The following is a 25,406-nucleotide window of genomic DNA, read 5'->3' as shown; positions in this document are numbered from 1 at the left end:
ATTCTTCATCGCACCAAGGTGCACGATGGGCACAATTCAGGCTGATGTGAGCTCGATCCAGCGGTTCAGCAAATTCATCGCACGACCGTCATTCATGGCATCGCGTGCCATCTGGATACCAACGCCGAAACGCTCGACCAGCGAGCCGTCACTAGGACGCACGCCCTGAGCCTTGCCATATGCGATCAAACCACCCGCGGTGTTCAGCGCGACTGCGTCACGAACCGCCTTTCGGCCACCACCGAGCAGGATTTCTCTCACGACAACAGCGTTATCATCTGGGTCGCCACCGCGAAGGTCTCCGATTGCTGCCGGATCCATGTCGAAGTGTTCGGTCGGGTCGAACTCACTATGAGTGACTTCGCCGTCGCGGACCTCCCAGATCTCGTTCACGTCAACTGTAGAGAGTTCATCCAAGCCGGTTTCCTTGCCTCGGAACACCAGAGCAGACGCACCACGATCAGCAAGAACGCCGGCGATCAGGCGAGCATTCGTCGGATTCGACGAACCGATCGCGTTCGAGGTTACCTTCGCGGGGTTCGTCAGCGGGCCAAGAATATTGAATGCTGTCGGGAACGCCAAGGAACGACGAACAGGAGCGGCAAAACGCATCGACGGGTGAACCTTGTTCGCGAATAGGAACGCGATGTTCAGTTCATCGAAAATCTCGCGCATGCGCTCGGTCTCGTGGTTCAGGTTCACGCCCAAGGCTTCCATCACGTCGGCGCTACCCGACTGGGAGGTCGAGGCGCGGTTACCGTGCTTGATCAGCGGAGTACCAAGGGAGGCCAGAACGATTGCAGACATGGTCGAAATGTTGACGGTCTTGTAGCCGTCACCACCCGTACCGACAATATCAAGAGCATCGGTGGGCAAATCAACGCTGACCGCGTGGTCCTGCATAGCGTCGGCAAGACCACGGATCTCGGACACCGTTGGCTTTTTGATGACCATAGCGGTCAGGAAGGATGCCAGGCGTGATTCACCAAGCTCGCCACTCATCACCTGGTCCATCATCCAGTAGGAGCTGTCGTAATCCAGGTCCTTACCCGAGATAATGTCGGCGATCAGTCGAGCCCATTCGAAAGATTGACTCACTGGCGCGCCTTGCGCAGAAGGTCTGCAACGGTTTCCTGTAGCTCGATCGGATCAAGCGGATCCGAAATAGTTGCCGCAGCACCCGCCCAGGTAGCAAGCCAGGAATCCTGCTGGCGTGCGGTCAGGAAGATGATCGGCGGAAGTTTCTCTACCGTGTTCTTCAGTTCCTGAGCGACGGACATGCCACCTTCCTTGGTGGTTTCAGCATCCAGGATCAGAAGATCGAAATCGTTGTTTTCCACCAGTTCCTTGGTGCCGAAGGGGGTTGCAGCTTCGGACCATTCAATGGTCGGCAGATCCTTCGCAGCCCGAATACCAACACCGTTGACAACAGCATGGCGCTTATCAATGTCAGCGCTAAAAACCAGGATGCGTGCGGTCATTTCGCTCACGATCTTCTCCCAATGGTTGGATGCCTTACGGCTTCGAAACTTTAACCGGGTCTATTGTATGCGCTAGTGGGCGATCCACCGCTCGGTGAACCGCCCACTAGAACGAGTTGCGTCAGGCTATCAGCGTGCCTTCATCACTCCGATAACGTCCAGAACGAAAACCTGGGGGGTGATCGTCTGCGTTGAGCCCGACTGAGCACCGGACTGGGCAGACTGCTGAGCAGCTGCGCTTGCACCGGCGATGTACAGGAAACGAGTACCGACAGTCTTCCCTACCACTTTCAGCTGGGCGGCATCTGCGGTGTACTTTTTGTTGGTGTCAGACCACGTCGACTGGACCTGGGAGGCATTACCAAACGGGGCGCCCAAACCGCGGTAGAGAACAATGTCGCCGTCTTCGATGGTCTCACCGACACCGGTGTAGATATCAATCGATGCGTCTTCGGTGGGGGCAGGGCTTCCTTCGGTGAAGGACAGAGTAGGTTCGACCGCTGGGTCACCTTCAACGCTGATGCCGGCGGGCAGTTCGTTACCGGTAGCGGTAGCCTTCTTCAGGCTTTCCTCGTCGATAGAAACGTTCGACGTGGAATCAAGCAGGTCGACAACGAAAATCAGCGTGGAGTTGGCGGGAATCGATGAGGAATCCTTGTTTCCGTACGCCCAGGTTGCGGGAACAACCAGCTCAACGCGGTCGCCAACGTGCTGGGTCGCTAGGCCGTAGGTCCATCCGGGGATCACCTGGTTCAGACCGAAAGCGATCGGCTTACCGGTTTCGAAGGAGGACTCAACCTTGGTGCCGTCCCAGAGAGCGAGCTCGTAGTTGACGTAGACGGTGTCGGTGAGCTGAACTTCAGCGCCGTCACCTTGAACGAGGGTCTTGACATAGACCTTGTCGGTCGGAGCGTCGCCTTCGCCGGCGGAGATTTCGGTGTCTTCACCGTATCCGCCCGTTGTTGCCGGGAAGTTGAAGTCGCCGTCACGTTCAACCTCGGGGATTGATGTGCCTGATTGGGCTGAGGCAGACTGCGAGTCGTCAGTAGAACCGCACGCTGCAAGACCAAGGGAAACGGTGATGGCGAGGACGGCTACGGCCGCCTTATGCATAATCTTCATATTTTCTTTCGGCTCAGTGGAAGGATTCACCACATGCGCAGGTGTTCCGCGCGTTCGGGTTGTCGATGGTGAAGCCCTGACGTTCAATCGAGTCTGCGAAGTCGATCGTTGCACCGTTGAGGTACGGAACCGACATGCGGTCGACAACAACCTCAACACCGTCGAAGTCACGCACAGCGTCGCCGTCGAGCAAACGGTCATCGAAGTAGAGCTGGTAGATCAGGCCGGAGCAACCACCGGGCTGAACGGCGATGCGCAGGCGAAGGTCGTCGCGCCCTTCCTGTTCGAGCAGGCTCTTCACCTTGGCTGTTGCAACGTCCGTCAACGTCACTTCGTGTGCGGGTGCTTCGATGTCGGTGTCAGACATGACGCTCCATTCGTTTGAAAAAACTCATTGACAATTGTTTAGAGTACGTGCGTTCGTCGCGTTGTGCCACGGCAAGGGCGCCCATGGACGTTACGGGTGAGAAAACTAACCGACTATCGCGCCCACGTGCGCGCGATTCGTTCTCCTGCTTCACCCAGGGTAAGCGCCCCTTCGGTAAGGAATTGCCCATGTAGACCCCACTGGGCGCGTTCGTGCGCGGCAAGTGACGATTCGCTTCCGAGTGCCACGACCGGTAAAGCGTAAAGCCCTGCCACATCCGTGATCACATCCAGTGATGCGTCAGCGAGCGACGGTGAATGCAAGCGCGGTTCGGCGACGATGACGAGGTTCGCATCTGCGAGCGCAGAATCAAGGTCGCAAATGGCGCGCAAGAATTGGCCTGTGGGAACAATTCGTCCCCCCAGTGCTCCAACAATCGCGCCGATTCCACCGGCTGCACCGGATCCAGGAGCCGTGCCCCAGTTGGTGGGAGCGGCCTCGTCCCCCATGGGGGACGCCAAAAGGTTACGCTTCGCCTTCGTTGAAAGAACGCGGGTCAGCATCGAGGTGAGCTGCCGGTTTTGCGATGTGCGAGCCTCAAGGTCGACGCCGAGCGCCAGCACGGATGACAGTCCCAGCAACGGCCTCATCGACGAGGCCGCGACCACCACATCACGACCGGCGATAGCGGCGCGGGCGATATCGAGCGCACGCCGCAACCGGTCTTCAAGATCCGGACCATCGCTCAAATCGACGTTGGACAGGGCGCTTAAAAACCCAAATCCGCAGTCAACGTCAATCGAATGGGCGCCTTCAATAAGCGGGGTGAGCCCGCCGTCAAAGGCATCGAGCGTGCGCTGACCCGCGTCGAACGTAGATTCTTCGTGGATAGGAACGACGATCGGCGCCCAGCCGGTGGCCTGCGCTTGCGCGAGTGCTTCGGTGAAGGCAACGCCAGCTCCAAAAGGAACAAGGCGAATATTCCAGTCGGGTTTGCGCGCGCTAAACCCGTCAGCGCAGGCATTTAAAGCAGCCAGCGTTGACGGGTATGCGGGGTCACCGCCGGTCCAGTGCCCGGCGATGACCAGTGTTGGACTCACAGTTGGGGCAGACGCGTCAGAAGTAGCGCTTCAGCAAGAATCGCTGCGCGCAGGTCCGGGATCGACTGCGACTCGTCTTCGGAGTGGGCGTTCGTGAGCGGATCCTCAACGCCGGTCACGACCACCTGAGCGTGAGGGAACAGGCGCTGGAAGTCGGTGATGAACGGGATCGAGCCACCCACACCAATGTTCACAGACTTCACGCCCCACGCATCCGACAAAGCCTCGTGCAGAAGCTTCGTAACGGGTGAATCCATATCCGCCTGGTAGCCGTTTCCGGCTTCGTTGCGGGTGATCTCAAGGTGGGCGCCGAACGGTGCGTGCGACTCGAGGTGCTCGACAAGACGATCCATGGCCTCAACCGGATCCTTGCCCGGGACAACGCGCATCGACAGGCGGAAGCGAGTGTGCGGAGCTATCGTATTCGACGAGTTCGACACGGGGCGCGCGTCAAAACCGATGACGGAAACGCTGGGCTTGGTCCACACGCGGGCGGCCAGATCGCCACTACCGGCAAGCTGAACGCCGTCAAGCAGGCCAGCCGCTGCGCGGAACTCATCTTCTGGCCAATCCACGTCAGCCTTATCGGAGCCACCAAGACCCTCGACAACCAGATCACCCTTCTCGTCGTACAGGGACGAGATGAGCATGGCAGCGCAGGTCACCGAGTCCAGCATCGGGCCACCGAACATGCCGGAGTGAACCGCGTGGTCAGCGACAGTCAGGTCGACGGTGCACACGGAGTTGCCACGCAGGGTCGAGGTGACGGCGGGCTCGCCAACCTTCCAGTTATCGGAGTCGGCGACGACGATGACATCAGCCTTCAGCTTGTCCTTGTGGGTTTCAAGGAAGGTCGTAAACGACGGGGAACCGATTTCTTCTTCGCCTTCGATAAAGACAACAACATTCACCGGCATGCGATCCTTCAACAGCGACATCGCACCGAAGTGAACGATGACGCCGGCGCCGTCATCCGAGGTGCCTCGACCGTAGATGCGATCCCCGCGAACCTCGGCAACAAACGGGTCAGATGCCCAGCGGGACACGTCGCCGGTCGGCTGAACATCGTGGTGAGCGTAAAGCAGAACCGTCGGTGCGCCCTCAACCTTCGGGCTGGTCGCCACGATGGCGGGTTTGCCTTCCACACCTTCGGGCGTGGTGACGCGAAGAACCTCAGCGTCAAAACCGAGCGATGCGAAGCGCTCACACACGTGTGCGGCGCTGCGGGCCAGGTCTTCCTGGTGCGCTGGATCGGAAGAAACCGAAGGAATTGCAACCAAGGTCTTCAATTCATCAAGGAAAGAATCGAAGGAGGAATCGAGCAAGGAATTGAGTTCATCTCGCGACGGCGCGAGTGCAGATGTTTCAGACATGACTCTTACATTAGTGGACGAAATGAGCCTTTGGCGCTTTCATCAGTTAGCCTGTGTACGTATTTCATGCACTCATCACTGGCATTCAAAGGGGATTACAGGTGTCCGAAGCCGAAAAGCAGAACGAAACGACCGGCAAGAAGGGACGTCCCACTCCGAAGAGGAAGGACGCTCAGGCACGTAATTCTCACCCGTTGGTTCCCGCTGATCGTAAGGAAGCAAAGCGTCAAGCACGCGCCCAACGCGATGCACAGTTCAAGCGCGAGCAGATGGCATTGGAGACCGGCGACGAACGCTACCTGCCCCTCCGCGACAAGGGTCGCGTGCGTCGTTTCATTCGCGATTACGTCGATGCGCGCTGGTCCTTCTCTGAGTTCCTTCTTCCCGTGATGGTGATCTTCCTGATCGCGATGATGGGTGTTTCCCTGATCCGTTCGCTTCCGGCTAACGTCACGAGCATCATGATGATCTCGGTGACTGTCGCGCTCTACAGCCTGTTCCTGATCTCGATCATCGAAGGCGTTGTTGTGTGGCGCAAGCTGAAGCGTCGCATCGACGAGCGCTACCCGAACGATCAGATTGCACCGCGTTCGTGGTACTACTGCTTCTCGCGCATGATTATGGCTCGCCGTTGGCGTAGCCCTCGTCCGCAGGTTGCGCGTGGCGAATTCCCGGGTAAAAAGAAGACCAAGTAACCCGGTTACTTCCGCTTAAAAGTCGAGGTCACGCCCGGTGGCCTCGACTTTTTAGTATCGCTTCTGCCACTTCGCCGGTTGCGTATGGCGGTTCCTCGTTTGTGTTTTACGAGGCCGCCTGGCCGACGTGGCGAGTTGCCCAGAATACGACTGCGGAGGCTGCTGCGACGTTCAGCGAGTCGACTCCTCCAGCCATTGGGATACGCACGACGGTGTCGGCGTTCGCGATAGTGCGCGGTTTCAATCCGTCGCCTTCTGTTCCCATGACCATCGCGACCTTGGCGTCTGGCGCGGTGCAGGCGTCGGATTCAACAAACTCGTCCAAGCTGACTGAGTCGTCAGACAGTGCGAGTGCTGCAACGTGGAAACCAGCATCGTGCAGTTCATCCATTGCGGGCCACTTTTCCATACGGGTCCACGGCACTTGAAAGACCGTGCCCATTGAGACTCGGACCGATCGCCGATAGAGCGGGTCAGCGCAACTGGGTGTCACCAGAACGGCATCGACGCCAAGAGCGGCCGCGGATCGGAAAGCTGCACCGACATTCGTGTGATCAACGAGGTCTTCAAGAATGACGATGCGACGTGCGGACTCACCGTTACGGGCAGTTTTCAAAAGATCACTGACTGGCTCCAACACCGGGCGTTGCATCGCTGCCAGTGCGCCTCGATGCAGATGGAAACCGGTGATGGTTTCTAAAAGAGCCTCGTCCGCCATGAAAATCGGGATGTCTGCCCCGTCGGGCGACCCCGTTGCTTTCTCGATCAGCGGAGCAAGATCACTCATCCATTTTTCAGCCATAAGGAATGACCGCGGATGATGACCGATTTCTAGGGCACGCATAATCACGTTCGTTGACTCTGCCATGTAGAGTCCGCGTTCGGGTTCAAGAGCGGCACGAAGCTTGACGTCTTTCAGCTTCGTGTAATCGGCCAGACGAGGATCTTGGTCAAGATCAGCCGATTGAAGAGGAATAATCACGGACGCACCTTCGCCAATTCCCTGTTCACTTCACCCGGCCATGATGGGCCCTCGTAGATGAACGCGGTGAAGGCTTCGACAAGATCGGCACCCGCACTCAGCATGGCGTGCGCATCGTTCGAAGTGAAGATCCCGCCGGCTCCGATCAGAATCTGCTCATCATCGAGGTTCGAGGCAACAAGACGAACAACGTCTAGGGCGCGCTCACGCAATGGAGCTCCGGATACACCACCATCACCCAGATCGTGGTTGATGGTCGTGTTCGTGGCGACCACACCAGCCACACCCAGTTCGCGTGTGAGCGCACAGATGTCGACGATATCTTCATCAGCCAGATCGGGAGCAATCTTGACGAACAGAGGAATCGGACGATCCGTGGCTTCCTCGCACCCTTTTCGGGCTGCCTGCAGGATCAGACGAAGCGAATCAACGGATTGAAGATCGCGAAGCCCAGGAGTGTTCGGTGAGGACACATTGACGATCACAAAATCAACCCACGGTGAAAGCTGGCGAGCGCAGTATTCGTAATCTGCCGGGGCGTCTTCGGCGGGAGTCACCTTGTTTTTCCCAATATTGGCGCCAACAATCGCGGCGCGACCCGCCTTTGTTGAACGCAGTTTCTTCAAGCGCTCACCCGCAGCGTCGGCACCTTCGTTATTGAATCCCATGCGATTACGAAGACCCTGAGATTCCATCAGACGCCACAAGCGAGGTCCTTCATTGCCGGGTTGGGCCTTCGGGGTGATCGTACCGACCTCGACGAATCCGAAGCCCAAAGCGGTCAGTCCAAGAACCGCACAAGCATCTTTGTCCATTCCTGCTGCAAGACCCAGGCGGTGACGTACAAGACGCCTGCCGATGTAGACCTTGCGACGCTCTGGAAGCGAATCAACATCGATATCGTCGAAATGACCGATCGTCGCTCGCATTAAACCGCGAGTAAGTGCACACTTTCCTGCATATTCAATGGCGGTGATACCCAAATGATGAGCCATCTCGGGATCGGTGCGATGAATGAACGTTTTAAACAACCACGAGTACGTCTGACGGATCATGTCTTAAGCCTATGTGTTTCAGTCCCACCATATCCACCACCCATTTCGTGATTGACAATCGGTGGGGACTAAGAGGAATTCATCAGGATCCCCTTGAGCGCTGGTCAGCCCGTATTTTTCACGAAGAATCGGCCAACACAATGCCAACGAACGTGCGTATGGAGCCTGCGCAGAGCAGTCGGACGTGGAAGGCAGATAGATTCCATCAATGCTGATCCGTTCGTCAAAACGAGGTGCACACACAACGTATCCGCTCAAATAGACTCCCAGATTGTTCGCGCACGCTTTCAATAGATCACACACCTGCGGTCCGGAGTTTTGTGATTCCTCCAGGTTTGCTTTGGGAAGCAGGGACAGAAGCTCGGTAGCAACTTGGGATCCGATCATGTCAAAACGTGCAAACTCATCGCTCAAAGCGGGCAGACACATATAGGGCGATAACAATTCATAGAGTCCCGTTTCGTGAACCCAATGGCTCGGACCATACAGTCCCTCATACCCCGACATTGGTTGAAGAGTATTCAGCGTCATCATGCAATCCTTTCTTCGTTGGAAACGACTGCTTTTACTGAACGCCAAACCGGCTTTCGGTGCATCTTCATTCCCTCGATTCTGTGGATAAGTGCCCCTTCATCACTTTTGTGGATAACTCCCCCGGACTGGCCAACACGATAACGCCATCGACTACGACCCCAAACATCACAACGAATCCCTACACATCCGCACAGGCTGGGCAGGCCACTCAACCACCCCGACACGCCCAGAAAAAGACACACAAAATGTTACTTAGCCCGAAAAAACACACAATTCGGGCATTAGCCCCACATTTGGGTATTAACCCAAAAATCGGGTGGAATGCAATAAAAGCGGTGGCCGGTGATGAACATTCATCACCGGCCACCGTCGTCGATCAAGCCAAGCGCCACGCAGGGCACTTTCACGGCTTCATCATTCGTTTGTTGTCGAGTCCTTCGGGTCTACCGACTGAGCTGGAGCCTCGGCCTCGTCCCCCGGAATTGGAAGGACGCGGAGAAGCACGACGGAGGCAACAAGGCCACCCCACACAAGAAGGATCGTCACCAGGAACATGACGGTTGCAGCTGCGCTCACGATGCACCTCCTTCACGGGTTACCTCAGCGGTTTCGGCGCCGGAAACGGTCGCATTAACCAAAGCTTCCTCGTCTTCTTCAACAAGGTGAGTAACCGTTTTTGCATCGACACCGTGATGGCTCCAGGGCAGAAGCGTCAGGATTGCAGACACGATGATCGCGAACGCAACCGAGCCCCAACCGAAGATCAGGACGAAGCTGGTCTTGTAGCCACCGTAGCCTTCTTGGATGTAGCCGACGATCGCAGAGAAAAGCATGAAGATCAGCACTGCGGGGATAATGACGCCGACCAGTGCATCCCAAGCCTTCGGCACCTTGACGCTGGACACCGAGTTCAGGTGTGTGCGCAGACCCTTCAAACGCGGAGCGAAGAGCGCTACCAGGATTGCCATCGAAACAGCAGTCGACACGACGCCGATGTTGTTGATGAAAGTATCGACGATATCCAGGTTGTTCAGACCCGAGCGGGTACCGAACAGAGACAGCGAGATAATCATTGCGGGAACGCCGAGAACCATGGAGGCCTTAATCGGCGAGAAACCGAACTTATCCTGAAGACCGCCGGACACAACCTGAAGTAGCGACAGTAGGGAGGTAATACCGGCAAGCACCAAGGAAGCGAAGAACAAGACGCCGAACAAGGAACCACCGGGCATCATCGAAACGATCTGCGGGAAGGTCACGAAAGACAAAATCGGGCCTGTCAGGCCTTCCAGTTCATTCACGCCCACACCTTGCGATGCTGCCATGAAGCCAAGAGCAGAGAAGACGCCGATACCGGCGAGGATTTCGAACGAGGAGTTCGCGAAACCTGCGACCAAAGCTGTGCCGGTCAAGTTCGTCTTCGGCTTCAGGTAGGACGCATACGTCAACATGATGCCGAAGCCCACGGACAGCGAGTAGAAGACCTGTGAGAAGGCTGCGAGCCACACGTGTGGGTCGGACAACTGTCCCCACTGCGGGGTGAAGAATGCGTTCAGACCATCGATCGCGCCATTAAGGAAGATTGCGCGAAAAACCATGACCAGGAACAGGACAACCAGCAACGGAAGGAAGACCTTGTTTGCTGCTTCAACGCCCTTGGATAGGCCACGTCCGATGATCAGAAGGACGAAGAACCACACGAGTGCCAGCGGGATCATGATGGCTGCAACGGGGCTCCATGAGAAGGTTTCGCCATCAACAGTCTGTAGGAAGTCATTCAGGAAGAAACCCTGCGGGTCATCGCCCCACGACTGGTTCACCGAGTAGATCGTGTACTGAACGCCCCATGCGATCACGGCACCGTAGTACACCATAATCACGAAACAAACCAGAACCTGGAACCAGCCGATGAACTCGCCACCGGCTTTCAAGCGACGCAACGCCCACGGCGGTGAACCACGGAACTTGTGGCCGAGCGAGTAGTCGAGCCACAGCATCGGAATACCGACTGCGATCAGTGCGACAAGGTAAGGAATAAGGAAGGCGCCACCACCGTTTGCGTAGGCGACACCGGGGAAACGCCAGATATTTCCCAGACCGATTGCGGAGCCGATCGCGGCAAGGAGGAAACCGGTCTGACCGGTCCAGGTATCCTTGCGTTCCGGCTGCTCGGCCGTAGGTGTTTGAGTTGACATGGGTACTCCCTATAGACAGGATTCCCATTCAATGTAACGGCCACGCGCAAAGTGCCGGTAAAATGTCCACCAGATAGACACCAAGTACGCCGCATTTTTATCCGCGTCTGGGTGCGTGTTTCATTTTTCGCATTGACGAGGCCCCGAACATGAACCTCGCGTCATCGGAGCACGGTGGCGTTCAGGTGCCCTTCGATGCGTCGAAATGGATGTCTTAGACGCCCAGCAGAGAGTGGAAAATCCAGACTGTCGCGATCGAAAGCGGAAGCGAAGCGAGCGTCGTAATCAGAACCGTTCCTTGGGCGATTCCTTCTCCCGTTCGCGCACGCAATGCTGCGATAAACGCGTTCTGAGCGGTGGGAAGTCCTGCCATAACGGTCACGACCATCAGTTCGTAGCTCGACATTCCCAGCAGGTACCCGACGCCACAAGCAACAAGGGGTTGCACAAAGAGCTTCGACATTGAGGCAAGGATTGTTGCTCCACTGAACAGGTGTGCGTGGGAGCCTCGTTGCCCCACAATCGAGGCACCGAATGCCAGAAGAATAATGGGCGGGGCGCCGTCACCAAGCATGGACGTTGACACTTCAAGCAGAATGGGAAGCTCAAACGGCAGAAGCGAGAAGACGAAACCAATCGCAGCGGCAATGACCATCGGGTTCTTGACGACCATCGCGATCACCGACGAAAACTTCGTTTTCTTCCCCGCACCAGCAATATCGGCCATGATGAAGAACATGGGGGTGAAGAAACCGAGCTGGAAGATCAGAATCGGAACGACGTGCGTTGTTTCACCGAATACGTAAACGGCAATCGGAATACCAATGTAGGCAGCGTTGTTCAGTGAGGATGACATTGCGCCCCACCACCAGGTCTCCCCCACGGACGCGCATTAATCCACCGCCAATAATGACAAAGGCCAGTGCAGAGCAGGCACCGGCTGCCGCAGCAACGCCAAGATGGGATCCAAAAGCGCTGAGAACATCGGCGTTCGCAATAGCGTGGAAAAGCATTGCGGGTGCGGTAATCCAGTAGGTGATGTCGGACAGAAACTTCACTTTGGCGCCGTCGATCAATCCCACTCGGTGTGCGACCGCTCCGACTCCAATGACAAGCGCGATTGCGCAGATACTGAAAATAACGCTACCCACGTGCCAAAGGGTACGACTTCTCTGCCCTCGTTTGCCTCGACGTCCGACCCATTGACGAGGGTTGAGGGAATACTCACCTAGGCACCCATTGATCGGTTAAACGTTTAATAGGTTCCTCGTCGCGTGTCCATCAGGCCCGAGTCGGACCTGGCGTCCACGCCTTACCAGCGCGAAACGACCTCATCAAAGCGGGTCAAAGCCGACGCAATCGCCATATGCATATCGAGGTACTGATACGAGCCCAGTCGCCCACCAAACAGAACCTTGTCCTCCCGCGCTGCAAGCTCGCGGTAGGTAGCCAGAGTCTGCCTGTCGGTCGGCGCTGAAACCGGGTAGTACGGCTCGTCATCACTATTGGCGAAGCGCGAGAACTCACGCATAATCACTGTGTTCGTCGCGCCCGTCCGGTCACGTTCAGGGTGCAGGTGAGCAAACTCGTGGATGCGCGTGTAGGCAACGGTTTCATCGGCGTAATTCATCACCGAGCACCCCTGGTAGTCAGCGGTATTGACGACTTCGGTCTCAAAATCCAAGGTTCGCCACTTCAGCTCGCCTGCCTGGTAATTGAAATAGCGATCAATTGCACCCGTGTACACAACACCGGTTTGACCAACCGTGCGATCTTTGGAGAATTCGTGTGAATCATCGAAGAAATCGGTGCGTGTCTTCACTGTGATGCGTGGATGATCAGCCAGCCGGGTCAGCCATGCTCCGTAGCCGTCGACGGGCAGTCCCTCGTAGGTATCGCAGAAATAGCGGTTGTCGTAGGTAAAACGAACGGGAAGGCGCGAAATGATTGCAGGATCCAAGTCCTTCGGATCCATCTGCCACTGCTTCGCGGTATATCCCTTAATAAACGCCTCGTAAAGCGGGCGACCGATCAGACTGATCGCCTTTTCTTCCAGATTCTCAGGAGTTTTAGCACCGAGTTCTGACGCCTGATCTTCCACAAGCGCTCGGGCAGCATCTGGCCCATAGGCCGCATTGAAGAACTGATTAATCGTCCCTAGGTTGATCGGCATCGGGTAAACAACTCCCTGATGGTTTGTGTAGACACGATGCTGATAATCGTTGAACGCCGTAAAACGATTGGCGTAGTCCCAGACGCGTTCATTTGACGTGTGAAACAGGTGAGTCCCGTATCGGTGCACTTCAACACCAGTTTCAGGATCAACTGATGACCATGCGTTGCCACCGATGTGGTCACGGCGCTCGATGACAGTCACGTTCATACCGCGAAGTTCGGCTGCCTGACGCGCAAGCGTGAGTCCGAAGAATCCGGAGCCGACAACGACAAGATCCATACAACCGGTCCTTTCACAGGGGCTAGAGCACGTGTGTCAACCGTGCACACCCACAATGCAGATTGCCCTCAGTTTAGTGGTAAGAACGCACTCTTCCGGCCAATAGCACGTTATCAGAGCACAAAGAGCGACCAGAACGGGCAAGCCCGGTCAGTTAAAGCCAATAAGCGCTCGGACAATCCCATAGCCTTTTCGCAGAACCCATTCATTCTTCACACGAATCACTCGCCCCAGAAGATCGGATTCAACACGTTTGGCCGCGACGGGATTTACTTCTTCGAGGTCCTTCCACAGCTGGTCTTTCATCGCCAAGTGCTCGTCAGTTCCCGACAGAACAGCCATGATTGTGCAGACCACGCAGTTAATGCGCAGGTAGTGGATCATGTAGTTATAGAGGTTGGCCGGAACCGTGTCCGGGTCCGGAATAGCCTTCACCATCTCACGATTAACCCGCATCAACTGATCCAAGCGTGAAATCATCACGGGCTCGTTGACCGACTGGTCGTCACGACCAATGAAGTAGCGGTACAGGTTGACGTCAAGGTAGCGAATCGTGCGAATCAGCGGGAATGGCGTGTGGGAGTAAATGAAGTCAACGTAGAACGTGTGCTCGGGCATGACCAGACCGGACTGACGGACAAGTTCGGTGCGCATGGTCAGCGAGTGCATCATCAGGTACTGCGTGTAACGGCACTTGCGAACCTCTTCCCAGCCGATTGTGCGCCCCTGTGGCAGGACGTTGCGGTAGCGGACAACCAGCTTGTGCGCCTTGCCTTGCTTTTCGTAGACGTAGTTAGTGACCAGAAGGTCCAGTTCACGCCCGTTCGCACGTTCTTCACGAAGAACGTCAAGCACCTTGTTCATTGCCGCGCGATCAACCCAGTCGTCAGAATCGACGACGCGAATGTATGTGCCCGTGGCAGCTTTCAAACCGGCATTGACTGCACCACCATGGCCTTTATTTTCCTGGTGGATAGCCCGCACGCAGGTCGGATACTTTGAAGCCCACTGATCAGCAAGCGCGCCGGTGTTGTCTTGCGAGCCGTCGTTGACGATCAGCACTTCCACTTCATCGTTGTAGTCAACGAGGGTCGCGAGTGCCCGATCCAGATAGTCCTGCGAGTTGTACGAGGGAACGATGACAGACAGCAAGGGCTGGGCGGACATAAGCTTTCCTTGATCGGCGTCAGGCGGGTATGCATTAAGCATAGTCGTTGAAGCGTTACGCATATCGCGCCTATATCCGACGCAGGTGCCTGGGAAGAGATGCGTGGCCTCGTATGCATACATCACCATTACCGAGTGTTAACAGTTGAGAATTTTTCGCAAACCGGTGACGCACACCCACAAACGTGCCACTATCAAAGCATGAAGATCGCAATTATTGGTTCCGGCGGCGTGGGCGGCTACCACGCAGGTGCTCTCATGGATGCGGGCGCCGAGGTCCATATCGTCACCACTTCCCGTCACGTCGCAGCAATCAGCGACAGGGGCTTGATCGTTCACACCGAATCCGGTTCGCGTACCTATCACCCCGCATCGGTGACCACCGACGGCACGGGCGTGGGCGTCTGCGACCTGGTGATGATCACCGTCAAGCTCACTCACTTCGAAGAATCGCTGGAAAACTGCCAGCAGATGATCGGCGCAAACACGCTGGTCCTGACCTTCCAGAACGGTGTCGTTGCGCCCGACATGGTGGCGAAACGCTTCGGAGTGGAGCACGCACTCCCCTGCGTCACCTTCATCGTTGCCTTCATCGACGGCCCGGGCGAGGTCCGTCAGATCGGTGGCCGGCCAAAGATGCTCATCGGTAGTGCACCGATTGGCTTGGACGGAACGTACCCAATCCTCGAAGAATTCAAGGACGCACTGCTTGCCAACGGCGTTGATGCGCACATATCCCCCACGATCGCACACGACCTCTGGTACAAGTACGCGGTCATCTGCACCATGGGTGGCGTGAACGTTCTGGCGAACGCGACCGTCGGCGACATTCGTTCCTTCGACGAAACCCACGCTCTCTGGGCGAAGTCCGTGAAAGAGGTCCAGTCGGTCGCGCGCTGGAGCGGCGTTGATTTGACCGACGAGGACTGCGAGAAGATCGTCGGCGAGCTGGATAACTACCCGGAAGCCTCGACGTCGTCGATGCAACGCGACCTGATTGCAGGAAAGCTGTCGGAACTGGAGTACCTGAACGGCGCTCTTGTGGCGAAGGCTGACGCTGCCGGAATTGATGTTCCGTTACAGCACCTGATTGTGACTATCGCGCGCTTGCACGCCAGGCGTGGTCGCGTTGGTCTGGCTTCCTAACCCTCCTGCACTCTTACTTCACACGGTTGCTTCACACGGTCGCTCAGGCATCGTGCCTGAGCGACCGGATATCCTTAGGACCATGACTTCTGCTTCCTCTTCAGCCCAGTTAATCTTCCTTGACCTTGACGGGACCCTGATCGGCAAAGACCAGACGGTCCCCGAATCCGCCCGTCAGGCGTGCGAGCAAGCTGTCGAAGGTGGCCACACCCTGTTCATGTGCACGGGTCGTTCGATTCCAGAAATCTACCCCTACCTGTGGGATTTCGGTTTTTCAGGGTGCGTTGCGGGAGCGGGAAGCTACGTGCGCGTCGGTCAAGAAGTCCTGCTGGACGAACGCATTGACCCCGCGCTGATCGAACCGATCACCGATGTGTGGCGTCAGCTTGACGGAATGTGGATCTGGCAGGGGTCGGACGCCATGCACCCCTCCGAGGGATTCATGGAGATGTTCCTTGAAACCGCCGGAATGAAGCCCCAGGATTGGGCTCCCTACGCCGAGTCCGTCGCTCCCTATCTTGGCGAGGGTCTTCCGAAGTCATCAGCGAAGTGCACGGCGTACATCCCAGCAGGTAACACGACCTACGAGCAGGTTCGCTCCCTTATCCCCGACTCGATGGACGTCACCCCCGGCTCCGTTCCCGCAGGTAACACTCTGGTTTTTGAGGTGACTCCGAAGGGAATCTCGAAGGGCACTGGCATTCAGCTGGCTGCTCGCCATCTTGGTTTCGACATCGCCAACACCATCGCCATCGGCGATTCCATGAATGACCTTGAAGCACTGAAGGTGGCTGGAAGGTCAGTCGCAATGGGCGGAGCCGACCCCGTAATCGTCGCAGCCGCAACGTTCGAAACCGCCACCTTGGAAGAAGACGGTTTGGCCCGCGCCTTCGAAAAGTTGGCGCTGATCTAGTGGTCGCGACCTCGTTCTTTCTGCGTTTCACCCAAGGGACGAAGCCGCGCTCACCACGTGAGCACTTTCCCCACTTAATGCACGATGAACAGGGCACATTCACCCAAAGCGCGCTAAACTAAACTAAATGTGACATAGACCCTATTTGCGGTGTTTTGAGGAGGCCCACATGAGTCAGGCAGCAGACATCCTTTCAGCCCTCGGTGGCTGGGACAACATTGAGACGATCGAAGCGTGCATCACTCGTATCCGCGCAGAGGTCAAGGACGAAGACAAGATCAACGAAAAAGCCCTCTCTGACGCGGGCGCATTCGGTGTTGTCACCGTCGCAAACTCGGTGCAGGTCGTCATGGGCCCCGAAACCGAAACCATCGTCGAGGAAATCGAAAAGCTCAAGTGACCCTTGCGATTATCGAAGCTGGCATCATCGCAACAATGATCGCGGTTCACTGTGCACAGTTCGTTCCTTCTTTGGCGCAAACCCGCACCACGCGCTGACCGCGCGCCTCATTCGTTGATGAACACGCATCTACTTCCATGACGTTCACGATCTACGCACCACTTTCCGGCACGGTCGAAGCTCTTTCCGCCGTGCCGGATCCTGTGTTTTCTCAAGAGATTATTGGGCCCGGTTTCGCGATTGTGCCCGAAGGCGAAGGTGCGGGTGCAACCATTGATGTTGCTGACGTGGGTGCGAGCACGGGCGATGCTGGCGCGAGTGCTGACTCGCTCTCTATCGCGAACGCTCCAATTTCGGGGACAGTTCATTCGCTTCACCCGCACGCTTTTGCGATCAAGCATCGGTCGGGCACCGGAATCTTGGTTCACCTTGGTATCGATACAGTGAACTTGAAGGGTGAAGGGTTCACCGTCCACGCTTCTCAGGGCGACGCGGTAAAAGCCGGCTCACCTTTAATCACGTGGGACCGTAGCATTGCGCGCCATGCTGGCCTTGCCGTGATTGTTCCCGTCATCGCTCTGCGCCCCGATGTGTCCATGAAATTGCTGGTCAAGCCGGGTACTTTCGTTCGAGCTGGCGTTGCAATCGCCACGTGCTGGGAGCTCTAGCACTTTTCCGGTGGCACCAACTACACCCCACGCGACGAGACCACACATTTCAGGGCAAAAGTGTCGCGTCAAGCGCAGTCCGTGCACACAAAGCACCCCAATCACCGCACCACCTACACCCCACGCGACACTCTCACGCGTTTACAGGCCAAACCGTCGCGTCAAGCGCAGCCCGGAGCACAAAACCCGCCTCCTCACCGCACCAACTACACCCCACGCGACGAGACCACGCGTTTACAGGCCAAACCGTCGCGTCAAGCGCAGCCGGGAGCACAAAACCCGCCTCCTCACCGCACCAACTACACCCCACGCGACACTCTCACGCGTTTACAGGCCAAACCGTCGCGTCAAGTGCAGCCCGGAGCAAAAGCCCCAGCCAGTCCCCTACTTTCGAGCGCGCACCGATGCCGTCAGAACGGTGAACAGGGAGTTCAAACGCTCATTGGTCGGAAGGTCGTCAATGTAGACCTCAACACCGTCAGAATCGCAGAGCGGAACACGCCAATTCGGATATTCCTTGTCGGTGCCCGGAAGATTCTGAGGGCGCCGATCACCCACCGCATCCACCAGCGATGCCACAACCAACTGAGACGGGGTCTGCGCAACATACGCGTGCAGGGCTTCAACGATCTCGCGCTCTGACGGGGATGCGGATTCAAGCAACCCGTATTCACGCAGTCGAGCTAGAACCTGTTCAAGTTCAAGACGGTCAGCGGCTCGCACGGATTCGACGTCCTCGACCAGCAGGCCAAGCTCGTCGCGCAAAGTGGTCTGCACACCAGCCAAGTATCCGGCGGTCGGTGGCAGGTCGTGCGTGTTTACTGCGGCAAGGCACGCGGTGCGGTACGAGCCGGGGTGAAGTGGCCACCCGCCACCGTCCTTCTCGAACCAGAGGATCGAGGTCCCTAGGATGCCTCGCGAGCTCAGGTAGTCGCGGACCCACGGTTCAACGGTTCCGAGGTCTTCACCAATAACAACTGCTCCGGCGCGTTGCGCTTCTAGGAGCACGGTTCCGACCATGGCCTCGTGATCGTAGTACACGTAGGTGCCGTTTCCGGCACCCATGCCCGCTGGGATCCACCAAAGGCGGAAGAGGCCGAGGATGTGGTCGATGCGGATGGCTCCCGCGTTGGCGAGGGCTGCGCGGACCATGTCGCGGATCGGCTTGTAGCCGGCCTGTGCCAGGGCGCGCGGCGACCATGGCGGTTCCGACCAGTCCTGTCCCTGCTGGGAGTACATGTCCGGCGGAGCACCAACAGTCATACCTTGGGCGAACACCTGGCGGTTGGACCAGGTTTCGGATCCGTGTGAGTGAACACCGACGGCAAGGTCAGCCATGATGCCGATGTCCATACCGACGTCGGTTGCGACACGTTGCGCGTCTTGCATCTGCTGGGAAACAATCCACTGGCACCATTCCCAGAATTCGATGCGGTCTGCCAGTTCAAGGCGGGCACGGTCAGCGGACGGTGATGTTGAGGATACGATCTCGTCGGGCAGGATGGGGGATTCGTTTGCTTCTGCTAGGGCGCTCCAGAGTGCGAAGTTTGCCAGATCGCGTCCACCTTCTTCGACGAAGTGGGTGAATTGCGAGGTCCGGTGGTACGAGCGCGGAATCTGGTAGATCAGTTCGAGAGCTTTGCGTTTGGCTTCCCACGTGCGATCTCGGTCGACCAGCGCATCCGCGGTATCGGTAGCGTTCGCGGCTAGGCGGAGTTCTTCGATGGATCGACGAACGTCAGGTGATGCGTCGGCGAATTCGTCGATTGCTTCTGGGCGGATGTAGATGGGATTTAGCCAACGGCGCGAGACCGGCAGGTACGGTGAGTTTTCCATCGGCGTGATCGGGCTAGACGCGTGGATGGGGTTGATGAGCAGGAAGTCTGCTCCCCTGTCGGCGCATACTGATGCGAGATCGGCGAGGTCTTCAGCGTCACCCAGTCCCCACGAGCGTGCCGAACGCGTTGAGTACAGCTGTGCAGATACGCCCCAGCGTCGCTTGGAGTCAGAGAGCGGGCCGTTGTCAATATGATTGGGTGCAACAAGCAAAGTTGCGGAGTGAATTTCTCCGCCTTCAAGCGTTGCAACGATCCGGTGCCAGCCCGGTGCCAGGTGGTCGGGTGTTTCGAAAGTTGCGCGACCGATCAGCGCGTCACCGATTTGGCGCGGGGCGATGTAGCGGTCGAGTTGCGTGCAGTCACCGGATGTTCCGTCTTCGCTGATCCAGGTGACGTGCACCCAGTTGCCGTGGGGGACGTGGACGGGGAAATCACGGTGTTGTCCTTGGCGTGCCACGATCGTTGGTGGCAGTGTGGCAAGCCAGAATCGGTCTTCTGTTTCCGTCAGCGCGTGGTGGATGTCTCCGACCGTTGAGTCGGCGTCAACGTTGACGCCGAGTGCTTTGAGGACAGCGAGCAGAGAGTCAGCTGAAACGAATTTTTGTCGTCCGTACCAGTCCCAGAAGAAGGTTGCGACACCATTTTTGTCGGCGAGGGCTCGTAGCGTGTCAATATCGGACGCTGCTGGCGCACTCCAGTCCACGTGTGACTCCTTTGGTTGCGGGCGTACAGTCAAGTCTATGCGTCAGTCTTGCCCTTGGGAACCGCTGGACGGCAAAGTGGACGCGACTCTGGTTACACTTCGTTGGCAGTATCCCACTTGACGACGGTTGCCATTTTTTCGGCAATGTCATCAGATTCAGTGCCTGCGATGATTTGGACGATGTTACCGGATCGGACGACTGCCAGGACGAACGGCATGCGGAGTGCGTCTTCGTTAACGTTTGCTTGGTTTCCTACTTCGACTCGGATACGGAGGGAGCATGGCTCAATGTCGACGATGTTGGATGTGCCGCCGAGGGCGTCAACCAACGCGAGAGCCGATTCCATCTCGCTCCTTTCTTCCAAGGCATAGTCCTGTTGCGATCCGCATCACATGGTAACCCTTTAAGGGTATGATCGCAATCACTAAACGCGATCGGGCTAGTATTTTTTGACTGTTTTTTGCAGTTTTCTGCGTTGTCTGTTGTTGACTGTAGGCGGATTTCTGTGCCTAGGGTGGGCGGATTGTGCGGTGGCGTGCGCGAAGTTTCAGGTGAAAATAGATACATGACTCGCCCCATTGATGTTCCGCTGATTTCTACTGAGCCTGTTGCGTCTGTTTTAAGAATTTTGGCTTTGGAAGAGTCTGGTCACGATCGTTTTGTCGGTCATTCGTTGCCTCAGGTGAGGCGTGTTTATGGTGGCCAGGTTGTGGCGCAGGCGTTGGTGGCTGCCGCTGCGACGATGACTGAGGGGCGTCTTCCTCATTCGTTCCACACGTATTTCATGCGTGGTGGCGACCCGTCGATACCGTTTGAGCTTGAGGTTCAGCGTCTTCGCGATGGGCGTTCGTTTTCTTCGCGTCGGGTTGTGTGTCGCCAGGGTGAGAAAGAGATTCTGGCGTTGCAGGCGTCGTACGAGGGGAACGAGGCCGGCTTGTCTTTCACGTCTGACTCCCCTGCCGTGACGCCACCGGAAGAGCTTTCGAGTGCTTTGGAGATTTTTCGGGCGATGGATCATCCGGTTGGGCGTTTTTTAGGGAAAACAACGGCATTTGATGTGCGCCATGTTCAGCAGTCGCTGTATACGCAGTCGGATGAGTCGTTGGCCAGTCGTCAGCAGTTGTGGATGAAGCCTCGTGCCGAGGTGCCTGCTGAGGCAAGCCAGCATGTTCATCGCGCTTTGTTGGCGTATGTGATTGATCAGGTGATGTTGGAGCCTGCGATGCGTGCGTTGGGGTTGTCCTGGATGACTCCTGGTATGTCAGCTGCGTCGTTGGATCATGCGATGTGGTTCCACCGCGATGTGGATATTAATGAGTGGTTGTTGTTCGATGGCGCGTGTTCGAATGTAAATTCGTCGCGTACGTTGGTTCGTTATCAGGTGTTTACGCGCAATGGGACGCTGGTTGCTGAGGCTGAACAGCAGGGTATGTTGCGCGTTCCCGGGAATGGGCAGGCTGGTTCTGGGCGCTGGGGTTTCGGTGTGGATCCGAAGACCGGTCAGATGCGTGCTGGTATGGCGTAGTTGTGTTGGCGTAGGTGCGGGACGGTTTGGAGTTGTAGAACGCAAACACCCTCAGTTGTCGCAGATATAGGTAGCGCGGAGTCACCACTGGTAACTCTGCACTACTTATTAGGGATCGAGTGAGGCTCAGTCTTCGTAGCGATGCTTGCCTTAGAGGGCGAGTATTCCTGCGCCTGCAGGGGCGCCCCTGATTCCTTGCTCTGCTTCCAAATTATTGTCCGTGGTCCCGACTAATATTGCGTTAGACACTTAGGGAGGCAATGTGGCTACCGCACTTTCACTCGACGAGATCCGCAGGCGTTGCACGAAGGTTGTTGCAGACTGGGTGGAGGAGCCCGGCGATGAGCGTCAGCAGGCGCAGTCGTTCATCAAAGACTTGCTTGGAGCGTTCGGGATCACGCAAACCAAGGCGGCTTTGTATGAAAAACGCGCTAAGCGCACCTCCACCGGTAGGCGAGGATTCATCGACGCCCTGATACCCGGCCTAGCTTTGATTGAGATGAAAACTGCGGGGCGTGATCTTGAAGCTGCGGAGGCGCAAGCCCTGGATTATATGGAAGACCTAGCCGAGGTTGAACGCCCTAGTCGCGTTATTACTTCCGATTTCAAAACGATCCGAATTCTTGATATCGAAGCCGAGGACGGGGCTGACACCGTCCAATTTCCGCTGGAAGAGCTTCCCTTACATGCGGAAGATCTGGCTTTCCTAGCTGGTTTTCAAACCCGCGCTTTTGGCTCGCGAGAACAAGAAAAAGCATCCATTCGTGCCGCGCAGATCATGGGGCGCCTGTATTCAGAACTAGAGAAAACCGGATACTCCGAGCACGAATCCTCCGTATTCCTAGTCCGCTTACTGTTTACCCTGTACGGTGACGATTCAGGCATGTGGGAGCGCGACCTGTTTTACGAGTTCTTAGAGAAGCGAACGCGCGAGGATGGCACAGACCTTGGGGCACAGCTGGTGATGCTGTTCCAGATTATGAATCAGCCAGAGGCCCTCAGGCCAGCGAACATGGATTCGCTACTTTCTCGCTTCCCGTACGTAAATGGCGGAATTTTTGGCGAATCCACATCCATTCCCTACTTTGATTCAACAATGCGCGAGCTTTTGATTGAAGCCTGCATGTTCAACTGGTCAGAAATCAGCCCCGCAATTTTCGGCTCACTATTCCAGTCCGTAAAGAGTGCGAAAGCCAGGCGGCAGCTGGGTGAGCATTACACGACTGAGATCAACATTCTTAAAACCATTGAGCCTCTATTCCTTGACGAACTTCGCACAGAGTTCAAAACCTACTATCACGACGTAAAGCGGCTCGAAAAACTGCGCGACAGAATCGGGCAACTCCAGGTCATGGACCCGGCTTGTGGTTGTGGAAACTTCCTGGTGGTTGCATACCGTGAGTTGCGCCAGTTAGATTTGGAAATTCTTAAACGCTTGGAAGAGCTAGACCCAAGTGCGGGTGGAACCCTCTTTTTTGAGCGCGAGAACCTAAACGTCAAACTGGAAAATTTTGCGGGTATAGAAATTGAGGAATGGCCTGCCCGCATTGCGCAAACAGCTTTATACCTGGTGGATCACCAAGCAAACCAGAAACTCGCAATGTCGCTGGGCGCTCCCCCAAAAACACTGCCACTGGACAAAGTTGAGTGCATCCACGTGGGCAACGCGCTACGCACCAACTGGGAGCAAGTTTTCCCACCCTCAGACCGCGTGCGCATTGTTGGAAACCCGCCATTTATTGGCCAGTACCTGCAAGGTGCAGACCAAACCGAAGACATGAAACTCGTGTGGGGTGACCTATACGACGGCTACCTCGACTACGTTACCGGCTGGTACAAAAAGGCGGCAGACTACTTCCGGTTTGTTAACAACGGCCAGTTCGCTTTTGTGTCCACCAACTCAATCACGCAAGGCCAGCCCGTGCCATCCCTATTTGGCCCGCTGTTTAGCAACGGCTGGCGCATAAAGTTCGCGCACCAAACTTTCTCTTGGACATCCGAAGCTGCCGACGCCGCAGCTGTTCACTGCGTAATCATTGGCATGGAGAAGAAACGTCGCGCAAGCGCAACCCTCTACACCTACGCCGACATTAAAGGCGAACCCACTGCAGTTCCAGCCAAGAACATCAATGCCTACTTGGTGGACGCCCCCAATCTATTTGTGAAGAAGCGTTCGACCCCACTATCAACGTTTGTTCCAAAGGTTTCTTACGGCTCAAAGCCAGCCGACGGCAGAAACCTAATTGTAGAAGTTGACGAGTACCCCGAAGTGACCGCCGATCCCATTGCGGCGAAATATTTGCGGAAGTTTGTAGGAGCTCGCGAGCTACTCCATGGTGAAAACCGCTGGTGCTTGTGGCTCGAAGACGCCCCCCCCCGCAGAGATTCGACGCTCAAATGTTTTGCGTGACAGGTTAGATGCTGTTCGACAGTTCCGTCTCGGTAGTAAAAAACAGGCGACAAAAAATCTAGCAGACAGCCCGCATCTATTCGCCGAACGCAGGCGATTTACGCAACCTTACCTGTGCATTCCCTCCGTCGTTTCTGAAACCCGAAACTTCTTTACTGCTGCGCGACTAGACGCGGAAACCATCTCGTCGAATCTGGTCTTTAACGCTGAAGACCCCGACGGTTACCTATTCGGAATAGTTTCTTCATCCATGTTCATCACCTGGCAGAAAACCATCGGGGGAAGACTAGAATCGCGTCTTCGCTTCTCAAACACCGTGGTGTGGAATAACTTCCCGTTACCAGAAGTCTCTGAAAAGCTCCGCGCCGAAATCATCGCCGGTGGCCAAGCCGTCCTCGACGCCCGCAACCTCCACCCTGAACGCTGCCTAGCAGACCACTACAACCCACTCGCAATGAGCCCGCAGCTCCTCGCCGCACACCGAAAACTCGACAAAGCAGTAGACCGGGCCTTCCGCCAAAAACCATTCAACTCAAACGAAGAACGCCTCGAAACCCTCCTCAAGTCCTACCTTAAAATGACAGAGCAGGACGCACTCATCAAAACCAAACGCCGCCGCTAGCCCCAGGTACCCAGACAGCTTCAGACCAATTAGTTCATATAAGGAGGATGATTAGCTTGTACGACAACGTTAAAGACTACACCTACCATTTTAAATATCAGGTAAGTAAGGAAGAGGTTAAGGCAACATTGGCGAAGTCTTAGACCGCCTCCAAAAAGCCGGATTCGACCCTGTACCAGAAACCATCGCCGAGGGTCCTTGGGTTTATAAACCTGAAAAAGAATCCTACGAGGAATACCGGAAGCGTTGCGGCTTGTAATCTAACCAACTAACCAAGTTCACCCACCCCAACAGGAAACAATCAGAAGAGTTTAACTATTTACGCAGGTAAATCTCTTCAAGATCAGCAAAGTCTTCATCTAAGTATTCGCCAGGCTGGCCAACCTCTTTGAACAGTTCATACAGGTGGTCCGGCAACTTCACATCATGGTTAATGAGAATAGCTGACGCGGATGCCAAAGCCGCACAAGCATCATGATCAAATATGTACCAGAGCTCTTCAATATCTGGCTCGTCATCATCATGAACCTGCTCAGCAATGGGGAACAATCCCTTAGCTAATTGCTCAAATAGATCGCACATAATCTCATTTTGCTTCTGTCATTGGGGGTTAAACGACAAAATGTGTGTTTTTGTTGGCGTGTCGGGATTAGA

General features: G+C 56.2%; 26 protein-coding genes. 8 read left to right on the top strand and 18 right to left on the bottom strand.

Annotated features, from left to right (window positions below; all coding sequences use genetic code 11):
* Positions 1-36 precede the first annotated feature (36 nt).
* The 6 genes from trpD to PG731_RS06680 all read right to left on the bottom strand — a co-directional run bounded on the left by trpD (position 37) and on the right by PG731_RS06680 (position 5,443).
* Positions 37-1,098 (bottom strand): anthranilate phosphoribosyltransferase, encoded by a 1,062-nt coding sequence (gene trpD / locus PG731_RS06705; RefSeq protein WP_270772950.1) that lies wholly within the window; start codon positions 1,096-1,098, stop codon positions 37-39.
* The gene (locus PG731_RS06700) at positions 1,095-1,490 is read right to left on the bottom strand and encodes a response regulator (protein WP_101628670.1); all 396 of its coding nucleotides are present in this window, start codon (positions 1,488-1,490) and stop codon (positions 1,095-1,097) included. Before PG731_RS06700 ends, trpD begins: the two co-directional genes overlap by 4 nt.
* Positions 1,491-1,610: 120 nt before the next feature.
* Entirely contained in the window at positions 1,611-2,603 is a 993-nt protein-coding gene (locus PG731_RS06695; protein WP_270772947.1) for an FKBP-type peptidyl-prolyl cis-trans isomerase, read from the bottom strand.
* Between the two features lie 13 nt (positions 2,604-2,616).
* Positions 2,617-2,970 carry an iron-sulfur cluster insertion protein ErpA gene (gene erpA, locus PG731_RS06690; protein WP_101628672.1) on the bottom strand — a complete coding sequence of 118 codons (354 nt, stop codon included), beginning with the start codon at positions 2,968-2,970 and terminating at the stop codon, positions 2,617-2,619.
* Positions 2,971-3,083: 113 nt separating this feature from the next.
* The gene (locus PG731_RS06685; protein WP_270772944.1) at positions 3,084-4,070 is read right to left on the bottom strand and encodes a glycerate kinase; all 987 of its coding nucleotides are present in this window, start codon (positions 4,068-4,070) and stop codon (positions 3,084-3,086) included.
* Positions 4,067-5,443: a M20/M25/M40 family metallo-hydrolase gene (locus PG731_RS06680; RefSeq protein WP_270772942.1), complete on the bottom strand. Its 1,377-nt coding sequence runs from the start codon at positions 5,441-5,443 to the stop codon at positions 4,067-4,069. Before PG731_RS06680 ends, PG731_RS06685 begins: the two co-directional genes overlap by 4 nt.
* A 101-nt stretch (positions 5,444-5,544) precedes the next feature.
* On the opposite strand from PG731_RS06680, the gene PG731_RS06675 reads away from it, so the two are divergent.
* Positions 5,545-6,138, top strand: coding sequence for a DUF3043 domain-containing protein (locus tag PG731_RS06675; RefSeq protein ID WP_270772941.1), 594 nt, complete (start codon positions 5,545-5,547; stop codon positions 6,136-6,138).
* Positions 6,139-6,244: 106 nt separating this feature from the next.
* Here PG731_RS06675 and PG731_RS06670 read toward each other — a convergent pair whose 3' ends face one another.
* The 9 genes from PG731_RS06670 to PG731_RS06630 all read right to left on the bottom strand — a co-directional run bounded on the left by PG731_RS06670 (position 6,245) and on the right by PG731_RS06630 (position 14,526).
* A complete protein-coding gene (locus tag PG731_RS06670) occupies positions 6,245-7,120 on the bottom strand; it encodes a TrmH family RNA methyltransferase (RefSeq protein WP_270772939.1) in 876 nt (291 codons plus the stop codon).
* Positions 7,117-8,175, bottom strand: coding sequence for a quinone-dependent dihydroorotate dehydrogenase (locus tag PG731_RS06665; protein ID WP_270772938.1), 1,059 nt, complete (start codon positions 8,173-8,175; stop codon positions 7,117-7,119). The genes PG731_RS06670 and PG731_RS06665 overlap by 4 nt, the downstream gene beginning before the upstream one ends.
* An 18-nt stretch (positions 8,176-8,193) precedes the next feature.
* Positions 8,194-8,562: a hypothetical protein gene (locus PG731_RS06660; RefSeq protein WP_270772937.1), complete on the bottom strand. Its 369-nt coding sequence runs from the start codon at positions 8,560-8,562 to the stop codon at positions 8,194-8,196.
* Positions 8,563-9,123: 561 nt separating this feature from the next.
* Positions 9,124-9,285, bottom strand: coding sequence for a MetS family NSS transporter small subunit (locus PG731_RS06655; RefSeq protein ID WP_270772935.1), 162 nt, complete (start codon positions 9,283-9,285; stop codon positions 9,124-9,126).
* A complete protein-coding gene (locus tag PG731_RS06650) occupies positions 9,282-10,904 on the bottom strand; it encodes a sodium-dependent transporter (protein ID WP_270772934.1) in 1,623 nt (540 codons plus the stop codon). The genes PG731_RS06655 and PG731_RS06650 overlap by 4 nt, the downstream gene beginning before the upstream one ends.
* Positions 10,905-11,118: 214 nt before the next feature.
* Complete coding sequence (locus PG731_RS06645; protein WP_270772933.1) at positions 11,119-11,760, bottom strand: AEC family transporter; 642 nt, start codon at positions 11,758-11,760, stop codon at positions 11,119-11,121.
* Positions 11,696-12,055 (bottom strand): hypothetical protein, encoded by a 360-nt coding sequence (locus PG731_RS06640; protein WP_270772932.1) that lies wholly within the window; start codon positions 12,053-12,055, stop codon positions 11,696-11,698. Before PG731_RS06640 ends, PG731_RS06645 begins: the two co-directional genes overlap by 65 nt.
* Positions 12,056-12,216: 161 nt before the next feature.
* Positions 12,217-13,359 carry a UDP-galactopyranose mutase gene (gene glf / locus PG731_RS06635; protein ID WP_270772931.1) on the bottom strand — a complete coding sequence of 381 codons (1,143 nt, stop codon included), beginning with the start codon at positions 13,357-13,359 and terminating at the stop codon, positions 12,217-12,219.
* A gap of 150 nt (positions 13,360-13,509) precedes the next feature.
* Entirely contained in the window at positions 13,510-14,526 is a 1,017-nt protein-coding gene (locus PG731_RS06630; RefSeq protein ID WP_270773001.1) for a glycosyltransferase, read from the bottom strand.
* Between the two features lie 201 nt (positions 14,527-14,727).
* Here PG731_RS06630 and PG731_RS06625 point away from each other — a divergent pair, with 201 nt between their 5' ends.
* The 4 genes from PG731_RS06625 (at position 14,728) to PG731_RS06610 (ending at position 17,653) form a co-directional block, all read left to right on the top strand.
* Complete coding sequence (locus PG731_RS06625; RefSeq protein WP_270772930.1) at positions 14,728-15,672, top strand: ketopantoate reductase family protein; 945 nt, start codon at positions 14,728-14,730, stop codon at positions 15,670-15,672.
* 82 nt (positions 15,673-15,754) lie between these two features.
* Positions 15,755-16,585 (top strand): HAD family hydrolase, encoded by an 831-nt coding sequence (locus PG731_RS06620; protein ID WP_270772929.1) that lies wholly within the window; start codon positions 15,755-15,757, stop codon positions 16,583-16,585.
* Between the two features lie 169 nt (positions 16,586-16,754).
* Entirely contained in the window at positions 16,755-16,985 is a 231-nt protein-coding gene (locus tag PG731_RS06615) for a glucose PTS transporter subunit EIIB (RefSeq protein ID WP_101628683.1), read from the top strand.
* A gap of 137 nt (positions 16,986-17,122) precedes the next feature.
* Positions 17,123-17,653 carry a PTS sugar transporter subunit IIA gene (locus tag PG731_RS06610; protein WP_101628684.1) on the top strand — a complete coding sequence of 177 codons (531 nt, stop codon included), beginning with the start codon at positions 17,123-17,125 and terminating at the stop codon, positions 17,651-17,653.
* Positions 17,654-18,037: 384 nt separating this feature from the next.
* Here the strand turns inward: PG731_RS06610 and malQ are convergent, their stop codons facing one another.
* A complete protein-coding gene (gene malQ, locus PG731_RS06605; RefSeq protein ID WP_270772926.1) occupies positions 18,038-20,194 on the bottom strand; it encodes a 4-alpha-glucanotransferase in 2,157 nt (718 codons plus the stop codon).
* Between the two features lie 92 nt (positions 20,195-20,286).
* Complete coding sequence (locus tag PG731_RS06600) at positions 20,287-20,541, bottom strand: PTS transporter subunit EIIB (protein WP_101628686.1); 255 nt, start codon at positions 20,539-20,541, stop codon at positions 20,287-20,289.
* A 219-nt stretch (positions 20,542-20,760) separates the two neighbouring features.
* On the opposite strand from PG731_RS06600, the gene PG731_RS06595 reads away from it, so the two are divergent.
* The 3 genes from PG731_RS06595 to PG731_RS06585 all read left to right on the top strand — a co-directional run bounded on the left by PG731_RS06595 (position 20,761) and on the right by PG731_RS06585 (position 24,752).
* A complete protein-coding gene (locus PG731_RS06595; RefSeq protein WP_270772924.1) occupies positions 20,761-21,720 on the top strand; it encodes an acyl-CoA thioesterase in 960 nt (319 codons plus the stop codon).
* A 262-nt stretch (positions 21,721-21,982) separates the two neighbouring features.
* Positions 21,983-24,130: a DNA methyltransferase gene (locus PG731_RS06590; RefSeq protein ID WP_333558944.1), complete on the top strand. Its 2,148-nt coding sequence runs from the start codon at positions 21,983-21,985 to the stop codon at positions 24,128-24,130.
* A complete protein-coding gene (locus PG731_RS06585; protein WP_270772922.1) occupies positions 24,054-24,752 on the top strand; it encodes a type IIL restriction-modification enzyme MmeI in 699 nt (232 codons plus the stop codon). Before PG731_RS06590 ends, PG731_RS06585 begins: the two co-directional genes overlap by 77 nt.
* Positions 24,753-25,067: 315 nt before the next feature.
* Here PG731_RS06585 and PG731_RS06580 read toward each other — a convergent pair whose 3' ends face one another.
* Positions 25,068-25,301 carry a hypothetical protein gene (locus tag PG731_RS06580; RefSeq protein WP_270772921.1) on the bottom strand — a complete coding sequence of 78 codons (234 nt, stop codon included), beginning with the start codon at positions 25,299-25,301 and terminating at the stop codon, positions 25,068-25,070.
* Positions 25,302-25,406 lie beyond the last annotated feature (105 nt).

Origin of the sequence: Pauljensenia sp. OF14-1SRA, assembly GCF_027694595.1 — a bacterium.
Classification (GTDB): domain Bacteria; phylum Actinomycetota; class Actinomycetes; order Actinomycetales; family Actinomycetaceae; genus Pauljensenia; species Pauljensenia turicensis_B.
Note: the sequence above shows the minus strand (reverse complement) of the source record. Positions and strands in the feature narration are given on the sequence as shown.